Source organism: Methylobacterium sp. E-041, assembly GCF_022829665.1.
GTDB lineage: Bacteria > Pseudomonadota > Alphaproteobacteria > Rhizobiales > Beijerinckiaceae > Methylobacterium.
This window is the reverse complement of the sequence record NZ_JAKSYQ010000013.1, coordinates 1-24124: the sequence shown is the minus strand read 5'-3', so window position 1 is coordinate 24124 and position 24124 is coordinate 1. Positions and strand designations below refer to the sequence as shown.

Here is a 24124-nt window from a genome sequence, read left to right as displayed (position 1 = left end):
GCCTTCGCTGATGCAGGCTATGCGGGCGACAGGCCCGCGACCGCCACGATCATCACCGTCGACATCGTGCGCAAACCCAAGGATCAGGTCGGCTTTGCCGTGCACCCGCGCCGATGGGTGGTCGAACGCTTCTTCGGCTGGATCAGCCGCAACCGCCGCCTTTGGAAAGACCCGGAGGCGACCCTCGCCTCGGCCCAAGCCTTCCTCTACGCCGCTGCCGTCATGATCCTCGTCCGAAGGCTCGGCCGAGCGTCATGACTTATCGGACGGACTCTAAGGGGACGGCGATCACCAAGGAGATGTTCCTCAACCATCTTTACGGCGGCATGGACGAGCCGGAGATGAAGATCATCGATGTCTCCATCTGCAAAATGCGAAAGAAGCTCGCCAACGCTAGCCAGGGCAAAAACTATATCGAGACCGTTTGGGGCCGCGGCTACGTAATTCGTGACGGTGTGCCCGAGACGCGGGCCATGGCGACCTGAGCCATCTGCCGGCAAGCCGCGTCCGTACTCCGTATCGCACCGCGCAGCTCCCTCATCCGCCGTCAGTTCCAGGTTGACGACGCAATCTAACTTCCGTCTGAAGCATCGACCTCGACAGTAGGGGACGCTGTTTTAAGCGCCGAGCGATGGGCGACCTGTCCGCGGTCCCTACGCCTGACCGATCGCCGAATGATGCCGCTTAGCTATGCTGCCGCCGCCTGCGTGCTCGTGATATAGGCCCGCGCGTCTCCGGGCAGCAGCGGGCGACTGAACAGGAAGCCCTGCACCTGCGTACAGCCCTCTTGCCGTACCAGCTTGAGCTGGTCGACCGTCTCAACGCCCTCGGCCACGATGCCCATTCCCAGCCGTTCGCCGATGCCGACCACAGCTCTCACAATCGCAGCGGCATCAGGATCGGCAATGTCTCGGATAAAGGACCGGTCAATTTTGATCTTGTCGAAGGGAAAGCGGCGTAGGTAGCTCAACGAGGAGTAGCCTGTGCCAAAATCGTCTAGTGCGATGACTACGCCAAGTGCCCGGAGCCGGTGCAGGCACGCCAGCACGCCGTCCGCGTCCTGCATCAGCACGCTTTCGGTCACTTCAAGCTTCAGTCGGTGCGCGGGTAGCCCTGTAGTAGCCAATGCGGAGAGCACCGCTTCCTCAAGACCGCGGCGGAATTGTACCGCTGAGACATTGACTCCAATTCTTATAGGCTTGGGCCACGTCAACGCCTCACGGCAAGCCTCCTGCAGCGCCCAGGCACCAAGCGGAACGATCAGTCCGGTTTCCTCTGCGAGCGGAATGAACTCGCTTGGCGAGATCGTACCCTGCAGCGGATGCTGCCAGCGCATCAGTGCTTCGAAGCTTACCACAGCGCCAGTCGTAGCTTCGACGATTGGCTGGTAGACAAGATGGAACTCGCCGCGCCGGATCGCCTCTTTCATGTCGAGCCCAAGCTGACTGCGCGTCGCAATGCGGTTGCCCACATTAGGGCAGAACTCTCGATAGGTGTTTCGACCTGCTGCCTTGGCCTCATACAAAGCAATGTCAGCGCGTTTAAACAAATCGTCCGTACTGTAATCATTCTCGTCAGCGACTGCGAGTCCAATACTTACGCCGACCTCAATCGTTTGCTCATCAAGACAGACCGGTTTGCCGACGGCTTCAATCAAACGCTCGGCAAGACAAGCCGCCGCACCAGGCTCGTCGAGGTAATCGAGCACGATTGCGAACTCGTCGCCACCAATGCGGGCGACCGTGTCGTAGGGGCGGAGCACCGCTTGCATCCGCTCAGCCACGACACGCAGCAGGGCATCGCCGACAGGGTGGCCCAGACTGTCGTTGACAGCTTTAAACCGGTCGAGGTCGCACATCAGCACGGCGAAGGGGCTGTGCGTACGTGTGGTTCGAGCAATGGCTTGGCTAAGACGGTCGTGAAGCAGAGCCCGGTTGGGCAGGCCGGTCAGAGTGTCGTGCAGCGCCATGTGAGCAATCCGTGCTTCGTTGCGGCGGCGCTCGGTGAAATCCTCAAAGGTTGCTACCCACCCCCCACCGGTCATGGATCGGAAAGAGGCTGCGATGATGCGTCCATCGGCGAGTTCTCGGTAACTTGGAACTGGATGCTCGTCTTGGAGAGCAAGAGTTGTTTTTTCGCATAGCTGGTCGATAGTAATCTCGCCTCGGTAGCAGCCAGCTTGAAATAGCTTCTTGACGATTTCTCGGTGCGTTAATCCAATTATTATATCACTGGCAGCGAGGCCAAATATATCGTAATAACGTCGGTTTACCATAACAAGCTGCGAAGTTGCATCGAACATGCATAGACCCTGGGTCATGTTCTCGAGCGCAGCATCGCAGCGCCGGATCTGTTCCGACAGAGCTTCCTGCGTTTTATGCTCAGCAGTTACATCGCGACCCACACCACGGTAGCCGATGAAGCATCCGTCTTGCGAGAAGATCGGACGTCCGCTGACACTTAGCCATCGTGTTACCCCGTCAGGGTGGCCATAAGGGTAGGCGAAGTCGCGGAACGGCCTGTGAGCCTGCAGATCGTCGGCATAGGGCTGCCAGAAGGCCTTGTCGTCGGCATTTTCGGCAATCGCCTTACGACTGAGACCAATCAGTTCAGCAACCTCTCTTCCGAGGAAGCGTTTGGTACTTTCAGAAAAATAGCTGAAGCTTAGAGCGGCATCTGTTTCCCAGAACCAGTCCGAACCGATCTCAGCAAAATCTTCAAGCGGACTCATTAGCATAAAAGCACTCAGTGGCAGCCATGATGATAGTTTCTAAATGTTAATATTTTATCAAATATAAATGCTATATATTTAGGCATGAAAGGTGAGCTTGGGTCGACAGAGGGCTACAACAAGAATATTGGAGTAGTTAGAGATGAATTGTCTGTGCACACAGCGCCACCCACACCCATCCTTGGCAAAGGACAGCTGCTTTAGATCGGACAGATTTGGGTGCAACCAATCAACAAAGTCAATGAGCGGCGTCTCTAAGACTGCAATTGAAGCTGTTTAGCTACCTGATGATTGGAGCGTTCGCGGGCGGTCTTGTCGCAACCGTTGTGGGTACGGCGAGCGTTGTCGTCGGCTTCTGATCGCAAGAATGGCGATACAAGTCTGAGGTGTGAGAGGCGGGGTGAGAACCCTGCCGTTTCTACGCGTTGGGCCCGCTCAGAATACAGCTCGTTAGTCTTTCATGCGACGAGAACCATCACGGCTCGGCACCGAGCGACCGCAGCACTTTGGGTATCGCGCTCCACGACGGCGATTTTCACGTCGATTGAGGCGGTGTTGTCGCCCTTTGCACGCCACCACGGGCCTTTGGTTGCGATCGCCGCCTCGTTCGGGGCTCCCGGAGTGGGATCATCAGCGCTCGACCGCGAACGTCCATTGCGGGCCGTGTGCCGTATCGTCGTTGCTGCGTTCTCCCAATTGCGCCACGCCCCAGGGCAGACGATAGCGCCCTGTTGCCTGCGGCGGCGACCAGACGTTCACATCGGTCCGTACCGGTTCCTCTGCGGCGGCCGTCTCGGACCCTGCCGAGGAGACCTTCGGCGGAACCGGGGACGTCCGTCGCAAGGCGAGGGTAGTCGGGCGCCGCGGGGGAAGAGGCACAAGACCAGGAACAGCTGGAAGGACGGTCCCGGACGCGGAGACGGTCGAAGGCGCGGTCTGAGACGAGTCCAGAAGCGGTGTAAGGGGCTGATCCGGCACGTCAACGGGCGACACCCTCGTGGGCGGGGTGGTCCAACCCTCGTTCGAACGGCTCGAATTTACCGCCCCTTGGAGGGAAACAATAGCCTGTGCCGCTTCCTGCAGACCGGCAGGGCTTCCCCCTGGAGCCGGCATCGCATCAGTTGGAGCTGCAGCGATCCGCGGGTGGACCGTGCGATCGAGGCCAGGTTGCAGCGCCCATGCACCGAGAATGACAAGGCCAGCCGACAAAATGGCTGCGAGGCCCCGTCCCGCGGTGATCCGCCCGCGGCCAACGGCGCTTGCAGCTACGACGTCAGACACGACGGCGACTGGGGTTACTCCCAGGGTCTCAAGTTGTGCATGCGTCGATGCCGCTGCCGTTTCGGAGTCCGAAATCCCGCCGGCCGGATCAGTCGAACAGGCGACCGGCTCATGGTCTGCGACCGCCGGCTCATCAGGATCTACCGCGGCAGAAGCCGGCGTGACTGCGACGATGTCGGGTGCGGCATCGACTGGCAAGTCCGAAGCGGGCTGGGCGGGGAGACAGTCGCGGGCCTCCAGAGCAGACGAGGGCAACGATAGCACCACACGGGCCTTTCCCGCGGCCTTGGAGGACGGGCGTGACCCAGACGTTCGACGCGATCGGGCCGGGGGCTTGCGGCCCTTGCGCTTCGCGCGTGCACGCGTCGGCAATGCGACACCGGGCACGAGAGGCCCCGCTCCGGTCAGTCCATTCTGCATGCTCAAAGACTCACCCGCCTCGTGCGTGGCCGAACGTCACGCAGGATCTCGGATCACCCGACGACAATTACGATCCCGCCGAGACCCCGGAAAACCTGCTAGTCGCGGACAAGATGGGCGATAAATAGGCGGTTTTTACGGCATCTTCAGATTTCAGGTAATCGGACCAACGTGGTGAAAAATCGATCCTGTCGAATGACTAAGCGAACAACCCGTCCAGGGGTGCAAAAGGTGAAACAGCTATCACGACGCCTCGGCAGCTCGGCCTTGAACGGTGCATGGCAGCGGCGGTGAGGTGCATCGGCACGGAACTGGGGAAAACCCCGATCGACCTCTGGTCGGGATGGGGATCGAGCCTCAGTTTACGTGGTCCGACGCCCCCGCCTTCCCCCCGCAGCGTCCTGATTTGGGGAGGCTAGGGAGGCAAGCAGTCCAAGCAATGGCTTTGCCTCCCGGCGATCGGGGCGTGCAGCATCAATGACTTAGCTTTGATTTGGGACGCTAGGGGGCCTAGGGAGGCATTTTCCCACCCTACGCATGAGAGTGATTTCGAAGGAACGATTTTAGGTCGGCATCTGACCTGTTTCAAAATCATCTCATGTATACCCAAGAAATCCCCTCCCTATTCTCCCTACACTCCCGTTGAGAAGAAAAAGAGAAATAAAGAGAGAGGCTTAGGAAGGGCTGATTTTACGGGAGGCTGGCGAATTCTGCTGACCCTACCGTCCCTATCCTCCCGTACGAGGGTCTCTGGGTATGGCGTAGGCCAACCGATGGCATGCTGCGCGCTGCGATTGAGGCCGAAACCCAGGCTGCCGGCGAGATCGATACCTGCACCACCCACCCGTGCGAGTGCGTCGTCGCCTCGGCCTAGCCGAAGCACGATACGACCGAGGCGGCGAGATTGCCGGTGACGCGCGAGCGGGTCGGAGGGTGATTAGACGCGTCCGCGGAGGTGGTTCACTGCCGCCCGTGCAACGGTCGGGCTATCGATCTAGCCGATCGCCTTCGATCAGCACCCGGCGGCAGCAGCGGCGGGGCATCGGCACGGAAACGGGGAAAACCGTCGTCTACCTCTGGTCAGGCCCGACGATTGAGCGTCAGTTCGTGCCCTCTGACGCCCCCGCGCGCCTACAGCGGCTTCCCGCAGGGAACCTGAGGACGCTAGGAGGCTACGTCGGCCTGCTGCCACCCAGCGACGAGGGTGAGCTGGATCAAGGACTTAGCCTCGATTTGGGGTGTAAGGGCGGCTAGGGAGGCGTTTTCTCACCCTACGCATGAGACAGTTCGAGGTATGAGGTACAGGGGCACCCCTTTTTTTTATCTCTCATACATACCCGAGAAAATACCTCCCTATTATCCTCTCACTCCCAAAAAGAAGAAAAAGATGAGTTTTAAGAAAGGGATAGAGAAGGGTTGAACTATGGGATGCGCGCTGATCGGCAGCCTCCTCCCCGCCCCATCGTCCCAACAGCGGGACTGAACGCACGGTGTTGGCCGCGGTGAGCCCTCGACGGGCATCGAGCTGCCGATCGCCATCGGAGCCGGCGAGCATCCCATCCGGTTGACGAGACGCCAAAGCTTGGTAGCTTTGGCGCCATCCTCTCTGGAGAGGAGACACGGCCTCGTCGCGCGACAGCGCGACCAGCCTTCGATCGTCCAAACCGGCTTGCAAGGTTTCGGGGGCGTTGGCGTGAGGGCTTTGATGGCGTGCCGATCAGGCCGTAAATCGTTTTCTGTTCGCTCAGAGCTTGGTTCAATCGACGATCGGATCGAGGCCGGGTGTGCGATGACCGGCCTTAAAATACCCAGGGCGCGACGCGTCAGCCCTCCAAGCTCAGGCAGCGCCACGACGTTGGCGTCCCAGGCGCTTCCTCTTGCAGCCTGGTGAGCTGTGCGCTGTCGATGCGCCTACGGCTGCTGCCGACACGTACAGCCGCCATGCCGCGCGCGCCGTTACGGTCGGCTCGACCTGGATCGGACCGCTTCGGAGCCGGCCAACCCGTGAACAGACGTGAGCCAAGCTGTGCGCGGAGGCTCACCTACCCCGGTAGGGGGGTCCAATCCCTGCGGAAATACCGTCGCGGACCGGTTGTTCAGCATGGGAAAAATGCGCGCGAAATTGGCGGAAACTTTTTTTTGCAGCGGTGGATCGAGCGCGGATCGGCAACGTCGTGCGGGCGAAGCCGGCCACGCCGATCGGGATTTCGGACAACTGCCTTGCCAGCCGGTGCGTCTGTCGAAGCGCGGCGGATGTGTCGGGGGGCGTACTCCGGCCGCAGGTCGCGGCGCGTTCGGTTCCCCCGTTCGCAGCCACACACCGCCGCTCCTGCCGGCTGCCCAGCCACCTAAATGGTCCGTCGTCGCCACGATGCCGAGCCGAACCAACACAGGCGCTGTCACGATCGGTCTGCGTCCTGACGGCTGCCTCTCCGGCAAGGGGGGGGCGAGGCTGGGGCGCCAGGGGTGGAAGGGGGGGCCGGGGGTCGAAGGGGGTACCTGCGTACCGGCCGAAGACGATCCGCTCGGCTGTCGTCGAACGCAAGCCTACCGACAGCCGAGGTACGACGGGCTGCACGATACCGATACCGGTCGCACTTCCGCCGGCGCGACAGCCGGGTCAGGGGCGCCCTTGAAACAGATCGCCCATCGCTCGCCTGCGAAACAAGGTTCGCCAGCGCCGGCGGCGGTGCTCCGGCCGGTCGTGGTTGATGTGGCAGCGCTGGCAGAACGCTGCGAGGTTCGCGGCCACGTTGTCGGCGGTGTCGTGATCGCGATGGGCCGTGGCGAGCACGACCCGGGTCGAACGGATCCCCCCGAGATCCTCGATCGTCGGCAGGGTCGAAAGGGTCCGGCCCTGGCCGTCACGCCAGGTGCCGGCCGCCGCATCCCACCAGCGGCCATCGCGTAGGCAGTAGATCGTCCGCCCATGCGGGCGTCCGCAGCCCTCGCAAGCCCCGCCGGCCCGATCGAAGCGGATCGTGGTCGAGAGCTGCCGCCAGTCGATCGGGTAGAAGAAGCGGTGCTCCGGGCGGATCGGCATCGGATCAGCTGGTCTTGGCGATCGCTGCAGCCATCGCTTGGCTACGCGCGCGGGCCTGCGGGAAGTAGCTGTAGAACGTGTCACGGCTGACCCCGAGCCGCTTGGCGATCGCCGCAATCGAGATGGTGCCGGTCTGGAGGAGGGCGCGGCCGACCTCGATGTCGGCCTCGGTCAGCTTCTTCGGGCGTCCGCCCTTCCGGCCGCGGGCCAATGCTGCCTTCAGCCCTTCCATCGTACGCTCACGGTTGAGGTCGAGGAAGTACTCCGCCATGGCACCGTGCATTTGCAGAGCGAAGCGCCCGTGGGCGGTATCGCTGTCGAACTGCTCGGTCAGCGAGCGGAAGTGGATCTCCTTCAGTCGCAGGCTGTCGATGGTGCGCATCATCTCGACGAGCGACCGGCCGAGCCGATCGAGCTTCCACACCACCAGCACGTCGGTGGGTCGCAGGTAGGCGAGCGCCGCCTCGAACTCAGGCCGCTTGGTCCCGGCCTTGCCGGACTTCTTCTCCTCGAACAGCTTCTCGCACCCGGCCTTGGTCAGCGCATCACGCTGGAGGTCGAGGTTCTGGTCGAGCGTGGAGACGCGGGCATATCCGACGAGCATGTCGGGATAGTGATTCAGGTGCGTTTTATCCGCAATAGAAAACCCGTCATATTTTCCCGACAGAAACCAAGCTGCGGTGAGCCGTCAACGAGCCGCTCCACCTTCTCGTCGGAAAAACGTTCGGATATCCGACACAGAAGGGTCTAGGAAATATATCTTGATTAAATCGCTTTTCCCCGACTGACGAAGATCCGATGATTTACAGGGCAGCCGCGGTTATCCTCGGCCTTTCGTATTCCATCAACCCTTGGGGAACGTCTTTGTCAGCTCTACGATTGGACGATAGTGAGCTACGGCTTACAAGAAGGTGATCGCCCAACCAATATGACAATCGTCGAATTAATCCGTGCCTTTGGCCGGGATCTTCCTGTTGGTATCGTCATTACGGAGGCCGCTCTTGAGCCGCCTGGGCCGATCATCACCTACGTCAACCCAGCCTTTGGGAAGCTGGTCGGACGCGATCCAGACGAGATTGTCGGTCTGAGCCCACGCTTCATGCAAGGTCGAGAGACGCGCAGGGCGACGCTCGACGTCTTCCACCATGCCTTGAAAAGGGGAGAGCGCTTCCACGGCTACCTGACGAACTACAAAGGTGATGGAACACGATATCGCGCCGAGATCGATTGCCGTCCCATTCGCGATGTGCGCGGCGAGATCGAGGGCTTTATCTCATTCGAGCGTGAGGTGATCCGCCGAATTGGGCGCCCGATTGCAAACATCGCAGGGCGCTACGAGGACGCTTCAGCAAGTAACGATCAGTTAGGGAATGCCTTACGGGCCTTGGGCGTTTTTGTCGCATGAAAGCAGGCTTATAGCTCTCCAGTTCCTGCTATCTCAGCCTAATGACTAAATCTGCGCCCCCCCAAAAATAGCATATGATCATATTTTATCCTTGTACATCATTTGATATTAATTTGAAATCAACTTGTGTGACGCTATAGAAATTTCCTGTCGGCACTTTGTGGTGCTATAAAAAACTAATCCTAGCTATCATTCGTAGCAAAGTCTGTCTTCAGCCGCCTCATACCGGGTGGTTGCGAGGCGTGGTCAATCTAGCGGTTTAGTCGGGAGTATCAACCGATGGTGTCGGCTGAAGAAAGCAACCGTCTAGACGCGCTTCACAGATTAGACCTCCTTGACACGTCACCGGGGGAGAACTTCGATCGTATCACACGAATGGCAAGCCAGATTTTCGACCTGCCAATCGCAGCTATCTCTCTCACCGATAGCGACAGACAATGGTTCAAGTCGCGGGTCGGCGTAGAACACAGCTCGATCCCACGTGAGAAGGCACCATGTGCTGAAGTGGCCGAGAGTCGCGACCTGTTGGTGATCGAGGACTTTCTCACAGATCCCTGTTATCACGACAGCGTCTTGGCAAGAGCTGGAATACGCTTCTATGCTGGGGTTCCACTCATGACGCGCGACGGTTTCGGTCTTGGCGCCATGTGTGTGCTCGGAACATCCCCGCGACAGGCAGAGCCCTCTGAGCTAACGGCCCTTCACGATCTCGCCGCTATGGTAATGTCGCAGATCGAGTTGCAGCATGCCTTCGGACGCATTGATCCGATCAGTGAGCTTCCGAACCGAACACAGTTTTTCGATGACCTTAGCGATCTGGCTCGTAATGATACAACAAAAGCGAGAAATATCGTGATTGTTGTTGATTTGATCTCTGTTGAGCAGATGAACCATGCTGTACGCGTCATGGGCTCGGCCGTTATCGATGATCTCGTCAGAATATCAGCACGCAATTTTCGGTCCTTGATTGGGCCGCATCGAAAAGCATATCATATCGGAAGTACACAGCTAGCGGCATTAGCACCCGAAAGCATGAACGAATTTGCCTACGTCAATCTTTTGAGAACGCAGACTCAGAAGCTCCGAAAGCTAGGCGGGCCGGATATGATTGGCACCGTCGCGCTGGGGATCGCTCCCTTTATCCTGGGAGAGCTACCCCCGAGCGACATTTTGAGGATTGCCCAGGGAGCAGCGCAGGACGCTCGTGCGACAGGCAAGCTCTTTCAGATCCATTCAAACACCTCGGACAACGCCTTCCGACGAAGCTTCATGCTGCTTCGGGATTTCGAGGCAGCGTTACAGAAGCCCTCAGAGTTTTCTCTCGCGTACCAGCCTCGCGTGGATCTCGCCTCCGGACGTTGTGTGGGCGCCGAAGCTTTGATGAGGTGGACGCATCCGACGCTCGGGTCGATCGCTCCAGGTGAGTTCATTCCTCTGATCGAGCGCATGGCCCTGGCAACACCAACAACAGCCTGGGTGCTGGAGACTGCTGTCTCACAGCTGGCGCAGTGGCGAGAGATGGGCTTGGAGCTGATCATTTCGGTCAACATCTCTTCCACCAACTTGCACGAAGCTGATTTTGCGGCCCGCGTCAGTCAGGTTCTGGCGCGCCATCGAGTACCACCCGAGTTCCTTGAGCTTGAGATCACCGAAACTGCAGTAATGAACGATGCAGAGCAAGCCCTGAGCCAGCTTAATGAGCTGGCTGCTGCCGGTATTCGTTTAGCGATCGACGACTTCGGCACCGGGTATAGTAGTTTGTCCTATCTACAGCGGCTGCCGGTCCATGTCGTAAAAATCGATCGCTCTTTTATGAGTGACATCGATACCGATCCACGCCAATTCTCACTGGTGACCATGATGATCTCGATGGCGAAGCATCTTGGCCATCGCGTTGTAGCCGAGGGCGTCGAGACGCAAGCTGTACTCAGCCAGCTCCAATCGACAGCCTGTGCCGAGGTGCAGGGCTACCTTTTCGCTCGCCCTCTACCGGTGAATGAAGTTGCAAGTTGGATGAGGGATTTTAATTCGTGAGGCAATCATAGATTTAATTATACCTATTAGCTTATCCAGTAGCCACCCTTCTCGGACCCTACCGTACGTAGCTACATACGTCGAGAAAACGGTCGGATTATCGAAAATTCACTCAAGTTGCTTGAGACCCTTCTCGGACCCTTCAAAGGTCTCCTTCGCGGCAGGTCGGCGAAGGATGCTACGATCGGCGCGGGTGGGAGGCGGACAGTATGCGCTGGACGTTCACGAACCGTCGCTCCTGCGCCCACCCAGGTTGCGCAGGACGCTCGTCACCGTGCCACGGCTCGGTGTCAGGATCACACCGATGAGCATCGGCTGAGCATGGCGCGACGAGCGGCGGACAAACAATTGCGCGAACGCCAGAATGATCGCGGCGAAGCGGGCAGGCAGGGGCTGCATGGCGGGGTCTCTTGGCCAGGACGCTACCAGCCTACCCGTCACGCCTGCTACGTCACCTCAGCTCACTCAATCCGCCGCCAATGGCCAAAGTCGAGCTTATCCTCCGGCGTGTTCGAGTTGCGGTTCGAGCACCCGTGCGTCCTCGGAATGAATGGTGACGGGGATCATCTTCGCTGCAGGCGTCTTGCTGCCGATCGCGTAGTGCCAGATCGGCATCAGGACGTTGCACTCCGGGTAGTACCCGCCGATGCAACCGATCGGGATGTCGTAGGCTACGACGAGAAGGCCGGGCAGCCGGCGGTCGATCCCGTCGTCGGCAACCGTCTTAAGGGTCACCGCCTGTCCGACCTTGAGCCTAAGACGGTCGATGTCTGAGCGGTTCATCAGCACAACTTTGCGGGTGTTGTTGATGCCGCGGAAGCGGTCGTCGTAGCCGTAGACCGTCGTGTTGAACTGGTCGTTCGAGCGCAGGGTCATCAGGCGCAGGACGTCGTGCCCGACGGCCGGCATGTCCGCATCCTCATCCAGGGCCTTCGGGGTCACGATGGTGGCCCGACCGGTTTCCGTTCGCCATTCACGCCGCTTGGCCGGCAGGTCGCGCTGGAAGCCGCCTGGTTCCCACATGCGGCGCTCGTAATCCCAGAACGACTCGGGCAGCGTGTAAGCGATCTCCTTCCGGATCTCGGCGTAATCGCGCATGTAGTCCGTCCAGCGCACGCGTGGATTGGGAGCAAGCGTCCGCAGCGCAAGTTCGCAGATGAGCCGGTTCTCGCTGATCAAATGCGGCGAGGCCGGCTTCCGCAGGCCGCGGTTGCCGTGAACACAGGCCGAGGTGTCCTCCATCGATAGGACCTGTGGACCGGCCTCGGTCTCGTCGATCTCCAGGCGGCCGAGTACCGGCAGGATGTAGCTGACCGTACCCGGTAGCAGCGCGCTGCGGTTGAGCTTGGTGATAACGTTGACCGTTAGGCGCAGCCGACGCCAGGCGGGCTCCATCTGGCCGTGATCGGGGATCGCGCGGACGAAGTTGCCGCCGAGCATCACGAAGGCCCGGACCTCGTCCTTGAGGATCGCTTCGCAGGCCTCGACCGTATTGTAGCCGGCCTCGCGCGGCGGCTCGAAGCCGAACTGCTCACCCAGCCGATCCAGCGGGAACAACTCGGGCTTTTCGGTGATCCCGACCGTGCGCTGCCCCTGCACGTTGGAATGGCCACGCACCGGGCAGATACCAGCGCCACTGCGGCCCATGTTGCCGCGCATCAGGAGGAGGTTCACCAGCATCTGCACGGTTTCGACGCCGGCCTGATGCTGAGTCAGGCCCATGCCGTAGACCGCGACAACGGCGTGGGCCCCCGCGTAGACGGTGGCGGTCGCCTCTAGGTCGGCTCGGTGCAGGCCCGAACGACGCTCCAGCTCGTCCCACTCCTGGACGCGCAGCCATGCCGCGAAGGTATCGAAGCCGTGGGTGTGCTCCGCTATGAACGCCTCGTCGAGGATCGCAGGGCCGCCCGCCTCCCGCGACGCGTCGTGAGCGGCTAGAACCGCCTTACAGATGCCGGCGAGCGCGGCGAGGTCGCCGCCTGCCTTGACCTGATGATATTGCGAGCTGATCCGGGTTTCCTGGCCCAGTAGCATCTCCGCGGTCGATTGAGGGTTCGTAAAGCGCTCCAGCCCGCGCTCACGAAGCGGATTGTAGGTGATGATCGGCACGCCGCGCCGGCTCGCCTCCTGCAGGGGATGCAGCATCCGCGGCGAGTTGCTGCCGGGGTTCTGGCCGAAGAACAGGATGCAATCGGACTTGGCGAAGTCGTCGAGTGAGATCGTCCCGATGTCCTGGCCGATGCTGATCGGTAGCGCCACCGAGGTCGTCTCGTGGCACATGTTGGACGAGTCCGGCAGGTTGTTGTTGCCGTAAAGCCGGGCGAAGAGCTGGTAGAGGTAGCTGCCTTCGTTCGAGAGGCGGCCAGAGCTGTAAAACACTGTTCCCTTGAGGTGGTCCTCCACGGCGCGCAACTCGCCCGCGATCTCGTCCAGGGCATGCCCCCACGACACGGGCACATATTTGTCTGAGTCCGCGTCGTAGCGCAGCGGATGAGTCAGGCGCCCGGTATGCTCCAGCTGGAACTCGTCCCAGCCGAGCAGTTCGGTGACGGTGTGCTCAGCGAAGAAGGCCGGGGTGCAGCGGTGAGCCGTCAACTCCCAGGCCACGGCTTTTACGCCGTTCTCGCAGAACTCGAATGGGAGTGGGCTCGCCGGCTTGATCCAAGCGCAGCTGTTGCACCGGTAGCCGTCGACCTTGTTGTGACGGGTCAGAGCGACCGGAACACTCGCCAGCACACCCTCGCGCCTCAGAATGTTGCCGACCGAAAGGGCCGAACCCCACCCGCCGGAGGGACGACGGTAGGGTTTGAACGTAGGCTTTGACAACAAATGCACTCCAAGGGTGATCCCATGAGGCAACCCCCGCTAGAGGCGAGCGTTTCATATCATCACGCTTGGATGCAAATATTTATCTGCATCTATCATTTGATGCAAAAAGAGGTTAACATGGTCGTTGAACGCGATTACATGCTCAAGAAAGGCGCTGGGCCATCTTCACCAAAACTTTTTCTTGATACGCGGGTCATCCCACTGGTGGTCAATCTAGCTGGAGCACTGGAGGTGGCTTTGAACCACGCATCGACGCGTACGGGCGTCCGGCCTTCCGTGATCTGCACCGGCGTCGCAACTCTCGGTATCCTCGCGGTACTTCGCCTGCGGCGAGGTTCGAGAAGCGTAGGTACCCGGAGGGCCTGACCCTGAAGACCGGCCAGACCCACATGGTCCGCTATATGAAGCCGCTGATGGAGCGCATCCAAAACGGTGACATCGACCCGTCCATCATCATCAGCCATCGCTCCACGAATCTGGAGGACAGCCCGGCGCTGTACGACATGTTCCGGGACAAGAAGAAATGGCGGTGCTCGGGACGGATCGGCATTCCGCAATCCTTGAGGCGGGACAGGTAGGCCTTCGAGCATAGTGGCAAGTCCTTCCTGGTGCCGTGTCTAGCCCGCAACAGACGAGCTTGAGCGGCTCGCTCGGCTGGCAGCGTCGTGATCTCGGCCTGAGGGGCACCGACTTGCTGTTGTCGAGAAAGGCACGTCTCGCTAACACGGCGGCGATGGAAACCCTTGACCGCCTCCTAGACCGCCTGAAGGCCCGTCAGCGCGACCTGATCATGGAAGCCGCTCAGTACGATACGATGCCGGCGGACAGCACCCTGAAGCGGGTCGCGGAACTTGAGAACGCTATCGCGGCGGTAGAGGCGGTGGCTGACGAGGAACGATGTCGGCGGGACCGGTAGTTCGGTATTAAGTGAGCAAGCTCACCCGACAGCGACGAGGTAACGAAGCCGTGATCGCGAGCGATTGAATTTTGCATTCAGGCACGGACCTTTCGGTCAGCTTGGCAGTATCTGAGCATGGCCGAGCACCAAACCACCCGTCTGCGAGAGCTTGCCGACGCTCTCAACATACCCCTGGACAAGTTCTGGGCTGCTGTGCCAGAGGGCGACCCCGGTGAGGCGGTGATGGTGCTTCGGCTTTGGTCTGCGATCACGGACCAGCAGGCTCGCGACCGGGTTCTTGCCTGTCTCCGTGCTGAAGCCGAACGCGCTGGCTTTCGAGAGTAGAAGCAGTTGCCGTCAGCTCAATCGGCTTCCTCAACCGGCGGCTCATCCTCACCCAGCCAGATCCCCGCGAACGTCAGGGCCGCGGTGTAGACGGTGAGGTTCCTCTCGTGGCGAACGAGGACGGTGTAGGACTGCGTGTCGCCATCCTATGGTACTTGGTCTCTAGCCATCGCCGGAAGCGCATGCATTGCCTCTAAACGAATGTCGTCAGGTCCTTCACACTCGTGGGCGACCGCATCGCGGTGCATTTTGCCGTCGTAGAAGTCGAAGAAGTACTGAGCCATTGGTAGCTTGTCCCTGGACATCGCACCTAGGGAAACCATGACCCGCAAAACAGGTTCGTTCCGTCGGCTGCGGGAGCTTCCTGCTGTCCACGAGGCCGAGGAACGCGCCCGGATCGAGGCCGAGGTATCGAGCCGCCGCAGCGAGATCGAGGCCCCGTGGCGGGTAAGCGTAGGGGTCGATGATGTCTAGCGCCTGCTTGGCTGCCATCACAGCGGATAGACTCTTCAGAATGGATCCTGCAAGGACCTGAGTTGTGGGTCCGGCCTATTGCTCCAAAGCTCTATCCGTCCTAAAGGCGTGTCAATAGTCTTATCTGTGTAGGCTTCTCATCAATATCACTAGATTGCCACCTCACTGCGCTTCGACGCTCAATCAAGTCCATAAGGGCAGTGGTAGTTTTTCCCAAACGGGTTTTCGTAATAGTGACTTCGCTGTCTAGATCGGTACACAAAGCTTCGAACAATAATTCTTCATTAAATGCGTACTCTCTTAAAATTTCCTCGACCTCACAACGAACGGGATCAAGGAACTCTACGCCAAACCCATTATATTCTACGCGGGCTATACGGCAAGCACGTGGAAAAGTACTTCCGCCAATAGAAAGATCAAAGCTAGCGGGTATGGATCGATCTCTATTGGACTGAACGAAGGCACCTAAAGACGAAATATCAGTAATTGTGCAGCGGACAGGATCGCTGAGTTGCGGAGAAAAGATGCGGCCGTCTAAAGTGCAAGATTGTCGTTGCACTCGCCTTCTTTCTGGCATAGCAAAGTCCCTTCCTATCTCAACCTCTCTATCTTGGAGCAATGCTGATATCGAAAAGTTAATAGCCCCTTAACACGGCCTTTATCATATTATAGTAATTTTGTTACATTACGCATAAGTCAGTATTCCGGGAAAAATTATGCCTTTTCTACGAATTACGTGAACTCGGTATTTCGTAGCCCGGAAGCGAATTTTTTTCATGCTACCGGCAGATCCTTGAGATCCGCCGTAGTGGTCCACTCCCCGACCGCAGAGTCGCCACCCCTTCGAGACTTCGAACGAGCCATAAGCCGACGCCGACGGTTCCTGTTCCCTGCCGCATCGACCTTTACACGATCACCCGGCCCGAGGCTTTACCAGCATGGTACAGGGAACTGGCTCGCATCCATATCGCCGCTTTTAAACGCTCGTGCCGACAACAAGCATAATGGGGATGTGTCGGTAGGAGCGTCGCTAGGCTTTGCCGTCCCAGCGCCTACAAGGTTCTTCCGAACGACCAAAAAGGAAACCCGTTCAAACGACGAGCGCCCCAGGAGATGGACTCCTGAGGCGCTGTTTGACCTAGCGGCTAGTTTGATTGGGCTGGGGATCCCTAGGAAGTGTTTAATACGACCTCAACGTCCGCGATGTTCGCCGCGCCTGTAAGGATCAAATTGTCCAGATTGTTTTAAAGCCGATCTTAGAAATCATGCCGCGCGCACATTAGCAAGGAACTGCCGCATCTCTGCACGTAAGGAATGGGACTGTCCGGCCAGCGTATCAGCGGCGACTGCAACCGATTGTGCGGCATTACCCGCGCTTTCTGCCGAACGCGCGACCTCAGAAATGTTCACGGTGACTTGGTCCGTACCCGTCGAGGCATGGACCATGCTCCGCATAATCTCTTGCGTCGTGGCACCCTGCTCCTCAATGCCGGCAGCGATACTCATCGTTACGCCGTTCATTGCATGAATTTGCCCGACGATGTCCCGAATTGCTTCCGCCGCCCCATCCGTGGCTGCTTGGATTGCTGTAATCTGTCGGCCGATCTCCTCAGTCGCTCGGGCGGTCTGGGTCGCTAGGTCCTTCACCTCGGCGGCAACGATGGCAAACCCGCGACCAGCCTGCCCAGCGCGTGCCGCCTCAATCGTAGCGTTGAGCGCCAAGAGGTTCGTCTGTCCAGCGATGCTTGAAACAATGCCCGTTACGTCACCAATGCGCGTTGCAGCCGCAGCGAGATCGACCATGGTCCGCTCAGTTCGGGAGACCGCTTGCACAGCGGACGCCGACATCGCAGTCGCCTGTTCAACCTGACGACCAATCTCTCCGACCGTCACACCGATCTCTTCCGCCGCCGCCGCCACCGCGTGGACGTTGTCGCTGGTTTGCCGCGCGGCTCCAGCCGCGGTGGCCGAGCGATGAGCGGTGCCATCGACAGCTGCCGACATCATGTTGGATGAGGCTTGCAGGCTGCCGACCGCTTGCCCGACATGTTCGACGATCGCGCCGACGGAGCGTTCAAATTGATCAGCGAGATCGCGCAGCAGCGCTCGTCGTGCCTGCTCCTCGCGAAGGCGACCAGCCTCCGTCGTCGCGAGTTGCTTGGCAGCTTCGTCCAGCGACATATCACGAACCGCCACGACAGCCCGGGCAATGTCACCGATTTCGTCGCTGCGGTTGGCGCCCAAGAGCCTGACGCTGGTATCGCCCTGTGCTAGGCGGCTGGTATCAGTAGTGAGACGAACCAGCGGCTTCGCCAGGCCCCCTGCGAGCCACCACGCGGTCGCCGAACCGAGGAGTACTACAGCGCCTGCAAGCCCGAGCATCATCCAGATCTTCGAGGCTGTCGCTTCACGGGTCGATACGATCTGAGTGCGGGCATCCTCTGCTGCGAGTGCAACAATCTCATCGAAGCGTTTTTGTAGGCCGCGGCCTTGCCGTATCAACCGTTCCTGAGTGGGGATCTCTCGCGCTGGTCGGATGCCGAGCAGGATCTCTGCATCAGCGCGCCACTGACGCGCGTCCGTATCCGTGCTTCGCGATAACGTCTGCATCAGATCAGACAACGCAGTGTTCTTCAAACGTCCGAGCAAACCCATCAATTCGTCACTCGCTGCGGTGAACTGAGCGTTGATGGGGGCCATGTCGATAAGGTCGGTCATCGCGGTCACGCGTGCCAGCAGTTCTTCCGCTTGGCGAAAATCATCTCGGGCCGCCCGGCTGACTTCGTTCGCCTCACTCGTGCGCTCAGTGAGTGTTGCAAGGTCGGTCACCGCTCCAAGGCCGACAAGACCGGTGACACCTGATAGCAGGGCTGCCAGGAGCATGAAGGCGAGTAGGGGAAGAAGGATCTTATAGCGGATCGACATCGTGCGAGGTCCCGTCGTCGGCGTCAATTTGGCAGGTTCGGCAGGGCGGTCTGCGTCTGCTCGGCTGTTAAGGTGCGCAAAAAGGCGATCAGATCCGAGTGCTCCTCGGCGCTAAGACTTAGTGGCTTCATCAGCGGCGACTTGGATGGCCGTGGAATGCCACCACTTTCGTAGAAGGTGATAATCGCGTCGAGGTCGGCAAACTGGCCAGCATGGCCGAATGGAGCGCGGTAGGTCAGATTGCGCAGGCCCGGCGTCTTGAAGGCGTACTGCGCGAGTGGATCGTCGGGCGTGAATGCTGCTCGACCGACATCCTTGGTCGGAATGCCGATGTCGTGGAACTGATTGTCCGTGAAGTTCCAGCCCGTATGGCATCCTGCGCATCCAGCCTTGCCGTTGAACAAAGCAAAGCCGCGTTGCGCAGCAGGCGAAATCGCTGCATCGTCTCCCTCAATCCAGCGGTCAAACGGTGCGGATCCGGCCACAACCGAGCGTTCGTAGGTCGCAATCGCCGTGAGGATGTTGTCTTGCGTGACACCATCCATCGGAAACAACTTTTTGAACGACGTATTGTATTCTTTAATACCCTTTAGGCGCCCGATAATCTGCGGGAACTTACCATCCATTTCTCCTTCCGCAGTAATTGGGCCCATAGCCTGGAGTTCCAGGTTGGGCGCACGCCCATCCCAAAACAATGGCGATATCCAAGCTGCGTTCAGTACAGTTGGAGCCTTTCGCGGCAAAAGTTTGTTGGTTGCACCGATCGCGCCTGCAACTGGGACTTCGAAGCCAAAGGATGGATTGTGGCAACTCGCACAGCTAAGGTTCTGCTTTCCACTTAGACGGGGATCGAAAAATAACATTTTTCCGAGAGTTGCCAGTTGCGGTGAATAGGGTGCTTCCTCTGGAAATGGGATAAGATCGGGCCGTTTATAGCTTTGTTTTTGATCGCTATAATCTTGAGAGTGGGCGTTGATGCTGGCGAGAGCAAAACCTGCAGCCAGAACCGGGGCGATCTTCCGCAAGAGCGGCATGACTGTCCTTAAAAATATATATACATATTGCTGGTAATCACAGCATACGATAAAATCCTTAATTAAGCACTAATTAGTGTTCTAATCTATTAGGTACTCTGCTTAAATTGATTTTGCATCACATTCATTGATAGCCTACCGATGCGCCACAACCTTAAACTTGAATGGGCGAGGTATGAAAAGTATAGGTTGTAAAATATATCGGTTGCCCTAACGGGTTTGATCCTTTCTCCTCTATCAGAAGTAAGGTTTTTTGGTTCGAAAATTTGATAAAGTACGTGCTCGTTTATGAGGTCGCCGGATATACTAATGTATGAGCGTCTATGTCCCCAACGGCATGCACGGTTGACCGAAGCGCATCCGAGGCATCAGACAAGCCCGGCTCGCCCTTCGCCGCGTTCGCCCTGATCGTCAGAGGTAAGCCTCGGCGTTGCGCGCGGCACGGATCGCGTCGGCCAATCCACCGACTGATGCTGCGAAGCAGGCCGGCAACCCTGTGTTGGCGAGAAAGTCGTCGTTCGTCATACCGTTCGCCTACATGTCATCACCGCATAGCTCGCACCGGCTCCGCCACCCGCGCGGATGTTCGTAAGCCACTGGCGTGAGAGCGACCCTGCCGTTCCGGCAGCTTCTTTGACCGTGCTGCTGGCCTTGTTTTCCACGAACTTAACACCCTCTTATCCTTGGGGTGCATCGGTTTGCACCCACCCTCCCCTCGGCCAGGAGGCGGCGTCCCCGTCGCATCCATGCCTGCCATTCCCGGCTGATGATGCGTAGCAGGTTCGGCTCGTTCTTCCGCCCCTGATGCCGACGCTCCTGAATGATTAGCAGGCCATCGCCCTCGGCGAGGCGGATCGCAGCCTGGGCCAGCCGTCGGCACACACCAGCACGCGCTGCGATGGCGTCGATGCAGAGCCCGCACACGCCTTTGCCGGCTACCTCGTCGCCGACGATGCGCAGCACCGCGAGTTGCCCGGTCGTGAACCTACTAGCGAGGGCCGGCGGCATCGGGCCGGAGCAGGCCAGCAACCGGCGACGGTCTCGCGATGCTGATCTATCAGGCGAGACGGCCGCGCACCGAGGTGGGAACAGGCTCGCACGGCCGGCGGGGATGCCAACGGGCCGGACGCCCTCTCGGATCGCGCTGCGACGCCCGTGGAGGCGTTCGGCAAGCGCCTGGGCCTCCGCGTCGCCCAAGGCACCTGACCCGTGTCCCTGCCACACCTGACGCGATAGCTCCTCCATCTGCGCAAGCGTCCGCGCGCCGTCGATCGCGGCGGCCATAGTCGCGTGAAACATCACTCACAGCCCTGTTCAGGCCGCGTCAAAGCAGGAGTAGGGGCATCACCTCACACGCACTGAAAGCTGCTGGCGGGTGCCATGTTGTCGAGGAAGGCACGCCTCGCTACAGCGCGCCATGGACAAGCTTGACGCCCTCCTAGACCATCTTAAGGCCCGCCAGCGCGACCTAATCATGGAAGCCGCTCAGTACGATACGATGCCGGCCGACAGCACCCTGAAGCGGATCGCGTAGCTTGAGAACGCCATCGCGGCGGTGGAAGCGGTGGCCGACGAGGAACGGGGTCGGCGGCGACGGTAAAGCCGACGACGTATCGCTCATCCTTCAACAACTTGTCTGGTTCATGGTGGACGCCGCTGCATCCGCAGTCGGCAGGTCCTCGCGATCCGCTGCAGCGGTCCTGCTTGCCCCCGAGCAGGGCCGCCACCTGCTTTTTCGCCGATACGCCCCTCGTGCTCTGCAGCTCAGAAACACACTGGAGATGATGTGCACAGGTGCGGTGTTGTGCCTTCACAGCACGGTGTGCTCGCTGACTGCTACGTCGTCGAGTGGTTCGAGGAAAGCTGCGCCGATGCCGCGCTCGATTTGGCGCGCGACTGTTGCACGTCTTTGCCCAATCGTGATCGGTTGTCCTACCGCGAGCGGAACATCGAGGCGCAGCGCCACGCCTGATGCTGATAAGTTCACGATCTGCGCAGGTATGAGGCTGCCATCCTCAAGGGTGACTTGTAGGTCTGTTCGTGTAGGAACAATTCGACGGTGAGTGCGAACGACCTCGGGAGGGCGGCTTTGCTGGCGAGCTAAGTCGATGAGACGCCGCGCTATTTCGCCGGGGGCGGGGTTGGTGCCCTTTACGCGAATGACGAAGTCGCAGGCTCCTACTCCCACAACTTCAACGTTGATCGCCCCTACGTCGCGGATGTTGCAGACGAGGCGTTCATCGAGCCGTGGCATTGTCGCGGATCGTAACCTCAGCCCACTAACCGAAATGTCGGCAGTGACAGCGTGAAAATCTGATCCGTCGTAGCGCATGCAGAGGGCGGGGGCGATGACGGCGTGCTGTGTATAGGTTCGCTTTACGGTCATGTCCTGGTAGGCGGTTCTGAAGCGCTTCTCATTATAAGGGAGTCCATAGTCAAAATGACGAGCTAAATTTTTTTGAAATCGGCGTAAGGTTCAGTTTTATCCAAACCATATAGCCGTATAAATTGCTATCAATTATTTAATCGTTACGTAAAATGGTAAAAATCTTAACTTTTGCGTTGTAGCTGGAGTTATACAATCTAGGTAGAACGTGCATTGATTGTCCGACGCTCTATCACGCTTTTGAACACCATCTTTGTCAGTGTCCCTGTTGAAATCTTAGGAAACGGTCGTGGACAGAGCCGTCAATCATTTAACCGTGTTTTTGGTTTCGTAGGCTGCCACGCCCGCGGCCGAGATCCGGAGCAGCTTCCCGCCGTACTGAAACCCGGCCAGGTCGCCCCGTTGAATCATGTTTCGGATGTGGTTGCCGGAGCACTGCCACCGATCGGCCAGCGTCTCAGGCGTGTAGACGTTGTGGTAGCTGGGCCATTCCTTCGACATTAGGGGCGGAGCCTTCCGCTTCCCTGCATCTTTCGGTCCCGGCCCCTGATGAGCCGGCGGCACAGGCTCCTGCTCGACGGGGGCAGCCTCGAACGCCGTGTCGAGCGCCATCCGCTCCCAGACAACAGCTTCGCCGAGCCGGCGAGGGCGGGGCAGCTTCCCGTCTTCCACGAGGGCGCTGAAGGCGACCGGATCGAGACTGAGGTATCGAGCCGCCGCAGCGAGATCGAACGCTCTGGACGGGTCGGCGTAACGGGGGAGTATGGGGGGTAAAGTGTCAGCCGCTGATTGGGAAGGGCGTTACCTCGCATGTCCGGGTGAACCGGGTCCGACCGTTATCTTCGTCCGTTCGATCATCGATACGAGGACGGTGCGGAAAGCCTTTTGAATATCGGAGCCGCTGTCGGCCCGCTCTTCACCCGCGAGGTCCGACAGCAGATCATCCATAGCCGCTGCCCTGGCCTGCGGCTCGGACTGGTTCATGGCGAACCGTAGAATAGCGTTCTGAGCCGTACCCAGATCCTCGCGCTGCGCCTTCTCGATCAGAGTCCGAAGGACGCGCGTGCATTCGTCTCTGAGCATGATTGGTGGTCCTAGGTTCTGAGAAGCGCCCGCTGCCGAGAGGGTCCGCCGGGAGCGATCGAAGCAGGCCATAAGCCGGCGTCGGCGGTTCCTGTTCCCCGCAGCACCGACCTTCACGCGATCACCCGGCCCAAGGCTTCACGGGCACGGCACAGAGAACTGGCCCGCGCCGACCTGTCATCGCGTGCTCTCTGTGCCGAGCTGCCTGCCGGCGTTCGCGACCGCCGCGGCGCGCGAGCGTCGAGAGGCCTGCCGTGTAGCAGATGGCCCGTCGCTGACCAGCGACTAACAGGAGGCACGATGTCTGCCGCTGAAGGCTGACAGGCATTTTACCTCTCTTACAGGGTGGCAGGCGTATCGTTCGTTCGAACCCTGGAGTTCCTGGATCGCGATCGCCCGCCTGTGGTCTCGCCGGGCAAAAACTGACACGGCACGCTGGTCCACATGCAGCCTTTCCCCCGGTTCCCGATCGCCCCCGCGGACCAAACTGAGACTGCCGCTGCGACGCAGGCCATCATCCTCAATCAGCTCGCCGAGGGCGTGATCGTCACCGATGCGGTGGGCAGGATCTCGATGGTGAACGGGGCTGCCGCTGCCATCCACGGTGTTGCTCGCCTTGATGTCGAGCCCGATGCCTACAGCGACACCTACCGCCTCTTCACCGAGGATGGGCGACCTTACCCGCCGCTTGAGTTGCCGCTGGCGCGCGCGGTGCGTGGGGAGACGGTTCGGGAGGCGCGGTGGCGGATCGTCCGGCCGGACGGTGTCGAAGTGCTGGCCATTGGCAACGCTCAACCGCTTCGTGGGGCGGATGGCCAGCAGATCGGGGCGGTACTGACGCTTAGGGACGAAACCGCACGTGAGACTGCGGAGCGCGCTCTGTTCGAGTTGAACGCGACGCTCGCGCAGCGTGTGCAAGAGCAGACGCGCGTGGCCGAAGAGGCGCGTACCGAGGCCGAGCGGGCGAGCGAGGCCAAGAGCGACTTCCTCGCGACGATGAGCCACGAGATCCGCACGCCCCTGAACGGCATCCTCGGCTACGCCGACATGCTGCTCGACGAGACCCACCTGCGGGCGGAGGACCGTCACCGGCTCGAGCTGATCCAGGGCTCGGGCGCCGCGCTGCTCACCGTCGTCAACGACATCCTCGACTTCTCGAAGATCGAGGCCGGGCAGCTGACCCTCGACCCGGTCTCGTTCCCGCTGGTCTCGGTGATCGACAACACCGTCTCGATC

Annotated in this window: 17 protein-coding genes and 2 pseudogenes; 7 read left to right on the top strand and 12 right to left on the bottom strand. The window is 59.7% G+C overall.

Annotated elements, in window-relative coordinates:
* On the top strand, window positions 1–258 hold a 258-nt coding region (locus MKK70_RS00315; protein ID WP_243945315.1), incomplete at its 5' end, for a transposase.
* Between the two features lie 17 nt (window positions 259–275).
* A pseudogene (locus tag MKK70_RS00310) lies at window positions 276–485 on the top strand (helix-turn-helix domain-containing protein); the annotation flags it as partial.
* 203 nt (window positions 486–688) lie between these two features.
* On the opposite strand, the gene MKK70_RS00305 reads toward MKK70_RS00310, so the two are convergent.
* From MKK70_RS00305 to MKK70_RS00295, 3 genes are all read right to left on the bottom strand, one after another.
* Entirely contained in the window at window positions 689–2731 is a 2043-nt protein-coding gene (locus MKK70_RS00305) for a putative bifunctional diguanylate cyclase/phosphodiesterase (protein ID WP_243945313.1), read from the bottom strand.
* Between the two features lie 4321 nt (window positions 2732–7052).
* On the bottom strand, window positions 7053–7475 hold the full coding sequence (locus tag MKK70_RS00300; protein ID WP_243945311.1) for a hypothetical protein: 423 nt from the start codon (window positions 7473–7475) through the stop codon (window positions 7053–7055).
* 4 nt (window positions 7476–7479) lie between these two features.
* Window positions 7480–8079: a recombinase family protein gene (locus MKK70_RS00295; protein ID WP_243945309.1), complete on the bottom strand. Its 600-nt coding sequence runs from the start codon at window positions 8077–8079 to the stop codon at window positions 7480–7482.
* Window positions 8080–8364: 285 nt separating this feature from the next.
* Here MKK70_RS00295 and MKK70_RS00290 point away from each other — a divergent pair, with 285 nt between their 5' ends.
* Both MKK70_RS00290 and MKK70_RS00285 read left to right on the top strand, forming a co-directional pair.
* The gene (locus tag MKK70_RS00290) at window positions 8365–8880 is read left to right on the top strand and encodes a PAS domain-containing protein (protein ID WP_243945307.1); all 516 of its coding nucleotides are present in this window, start codon (window positions 8365–8367) and stop codon (window positions 8878–8880) included.
* Window positions 8881–9159: 279 nt separating this feature from the next.
* On the top strand, window positions 9160–10914 hold the full coding sequence (locus tag MKK70_RS00285; protein ID WP_279603453.1) for a putative bifunctional diguanylate cyclase/phosphodiesterase: 1755 nt from the start codon (window positions 9160–9162) through the stop codon (window positions 10912–10914).
* A 222-nt stretch (window positions 10915–11136) separates the two neighbouring features.
* Here MKK70_RS00285 and MKK70_RS00280 read toward each other — a convergent pair whose 3' ends face one another.
* Complete coding sequence (locus MKK70_RS00280) at window positions 11137–11313, bottom strand: hypothetical protein (RefSeq protein WP_243945304.1); 177 nt, start codon at window positions 11311–11313, stop codon at window positions 11137–11139.
* Between the two features lie 96 nt (window positions 11314–11409).
* On the bottom strand, window positions 11410–13740 hold the full coding sequence (locus MKK70_RS00275; RefSeq protein ID WP_243945301.1) for an FdhF/YdeP family oxidoreductase: 2331 nt from the start codon (window positions 13738–13740) through the stop codon (window positions 11410–11412).
* 359 nt (window positions 13741–14099) lie between these two features.
* Here MKK70_RS00275 and MKK70_RS00270 point away from each other — a divergent pair.
* Window positions 14100–14321, top strand: a pseudogene (locus MKK70_RS00270) (hypothetical protein); the annotation flags it as partial.
* Between the two features lie 59 nt (window positions 14322–14380).
* Window positions 14381–14659, top strand: coding sequence for a hypothetical protein (locus MKK70_RS00265; protein ID WP_243945298.1), 279 nt, complete (start codon window positions 14381–14383; stop codon window positions 14657–14659).
* A gap of 473 nt (window positions 14660–15132) precedes the next feature.
* On the opposite strand, the gene MKK70_RS30950 is transcribed toward MKK70_RS00265, so the two are convergent.
* The 7 genes from MKK70_RS30950 to MKK70_RS00240 form a co-directional block, all read right to left on the bottom strand.
* Window positions 15133–15270 carry a DUF6894 family protein gene (locus tag MKK70_RS30950; protein WP_409568228.1) on the bottom strand — a complete coding sequence of 46 codons (138 nt, stop codon included), beginning with the start codon at window positions 15268–15270 and terminating at the stop codon, window positions 15133–15135.
* Between the two features lie 290 nt (window positions 15271–15560).
* On the bottom strand, window positions 15561–16037 hold the full coding sequence (locus MKK70_RS30945; RefSeq protein ID WP_409567802.1) for a PilZ domain-containing protein: 477 nt from the start codon (window positions 16035–16037) through the stop codon (window positions 15561–15563).
* Between the two features lie 686 nt (window positions 16038–16723).
* Window positions 16724–18385, bottom strand: coding sequence for a methyl-accepting chemotaxis protein (locus MKK70_RS00260; protein WP_243945296.1), 1662 nt, complete (start codon window positions 18383–18385; stop codon window positions 16724–16726).
* 23 nt (window positions 18386–18408) lie between these two features.
* Window positions 18409–19419, bottom strand: coding sequence for a cytochrome-c peroxidase (locus MKK70_RS00255; RefSeq protein WP_313899063.1), 1011 nt, complete (start codon window positions 19417–19419; stop codon window positions 18409–18411).
* A 1810-nt stretch (window positions 19420–21229) separates the two neighbouring features.
* A complete protein-coding gene (locus MKK70_RS00250; RefSeq protein WP_187275550.1) occupies window positions 21230–21673 on the bottom strand; it encodes a PilZ domain-containing protein in 444 nt (147 codons plus the stop codon).
* A 438-nt stretch (window positions 21674–22111) separates the two neighbouring features.
* Window positions 22112–22417, bottom strand: coding sequence for a helix-turn-helix domain-containing protein (locus MKK70_RS00245; protein ID WP_243945293.1), 306 nt, complete (start codon window positions 22415–22417; stop codon window positions 22112–22114).
* A gap of 189 nt (window positions 22418–22606) precedes the next feature.
* Window positions 22607–22888 (bottom strand): hypothetical protein, encoded by a 282-nt coding sequence (locus MKK70_RS00240; protein WP_147843474.1) that lies wholly within the window; start codon window positions 22886–22888, stop codon window positions 22607–22609.
* Window positions 22889–23332: 444 nt separating this feature from the next.
* Between MKK70_RS00240 and MKK70_RS00235 the strand changes: the two genes are divergently transcribed.
* Window positions 23333–24124, top strand: a 792-nt coding sequence (locus MKK70_RS00235) for a histidine kinase dimerization/phospho-acceptor domain-containing protein (protein WP_243945292.1), incomplete at its 3' end; no start/stop codon positions are given.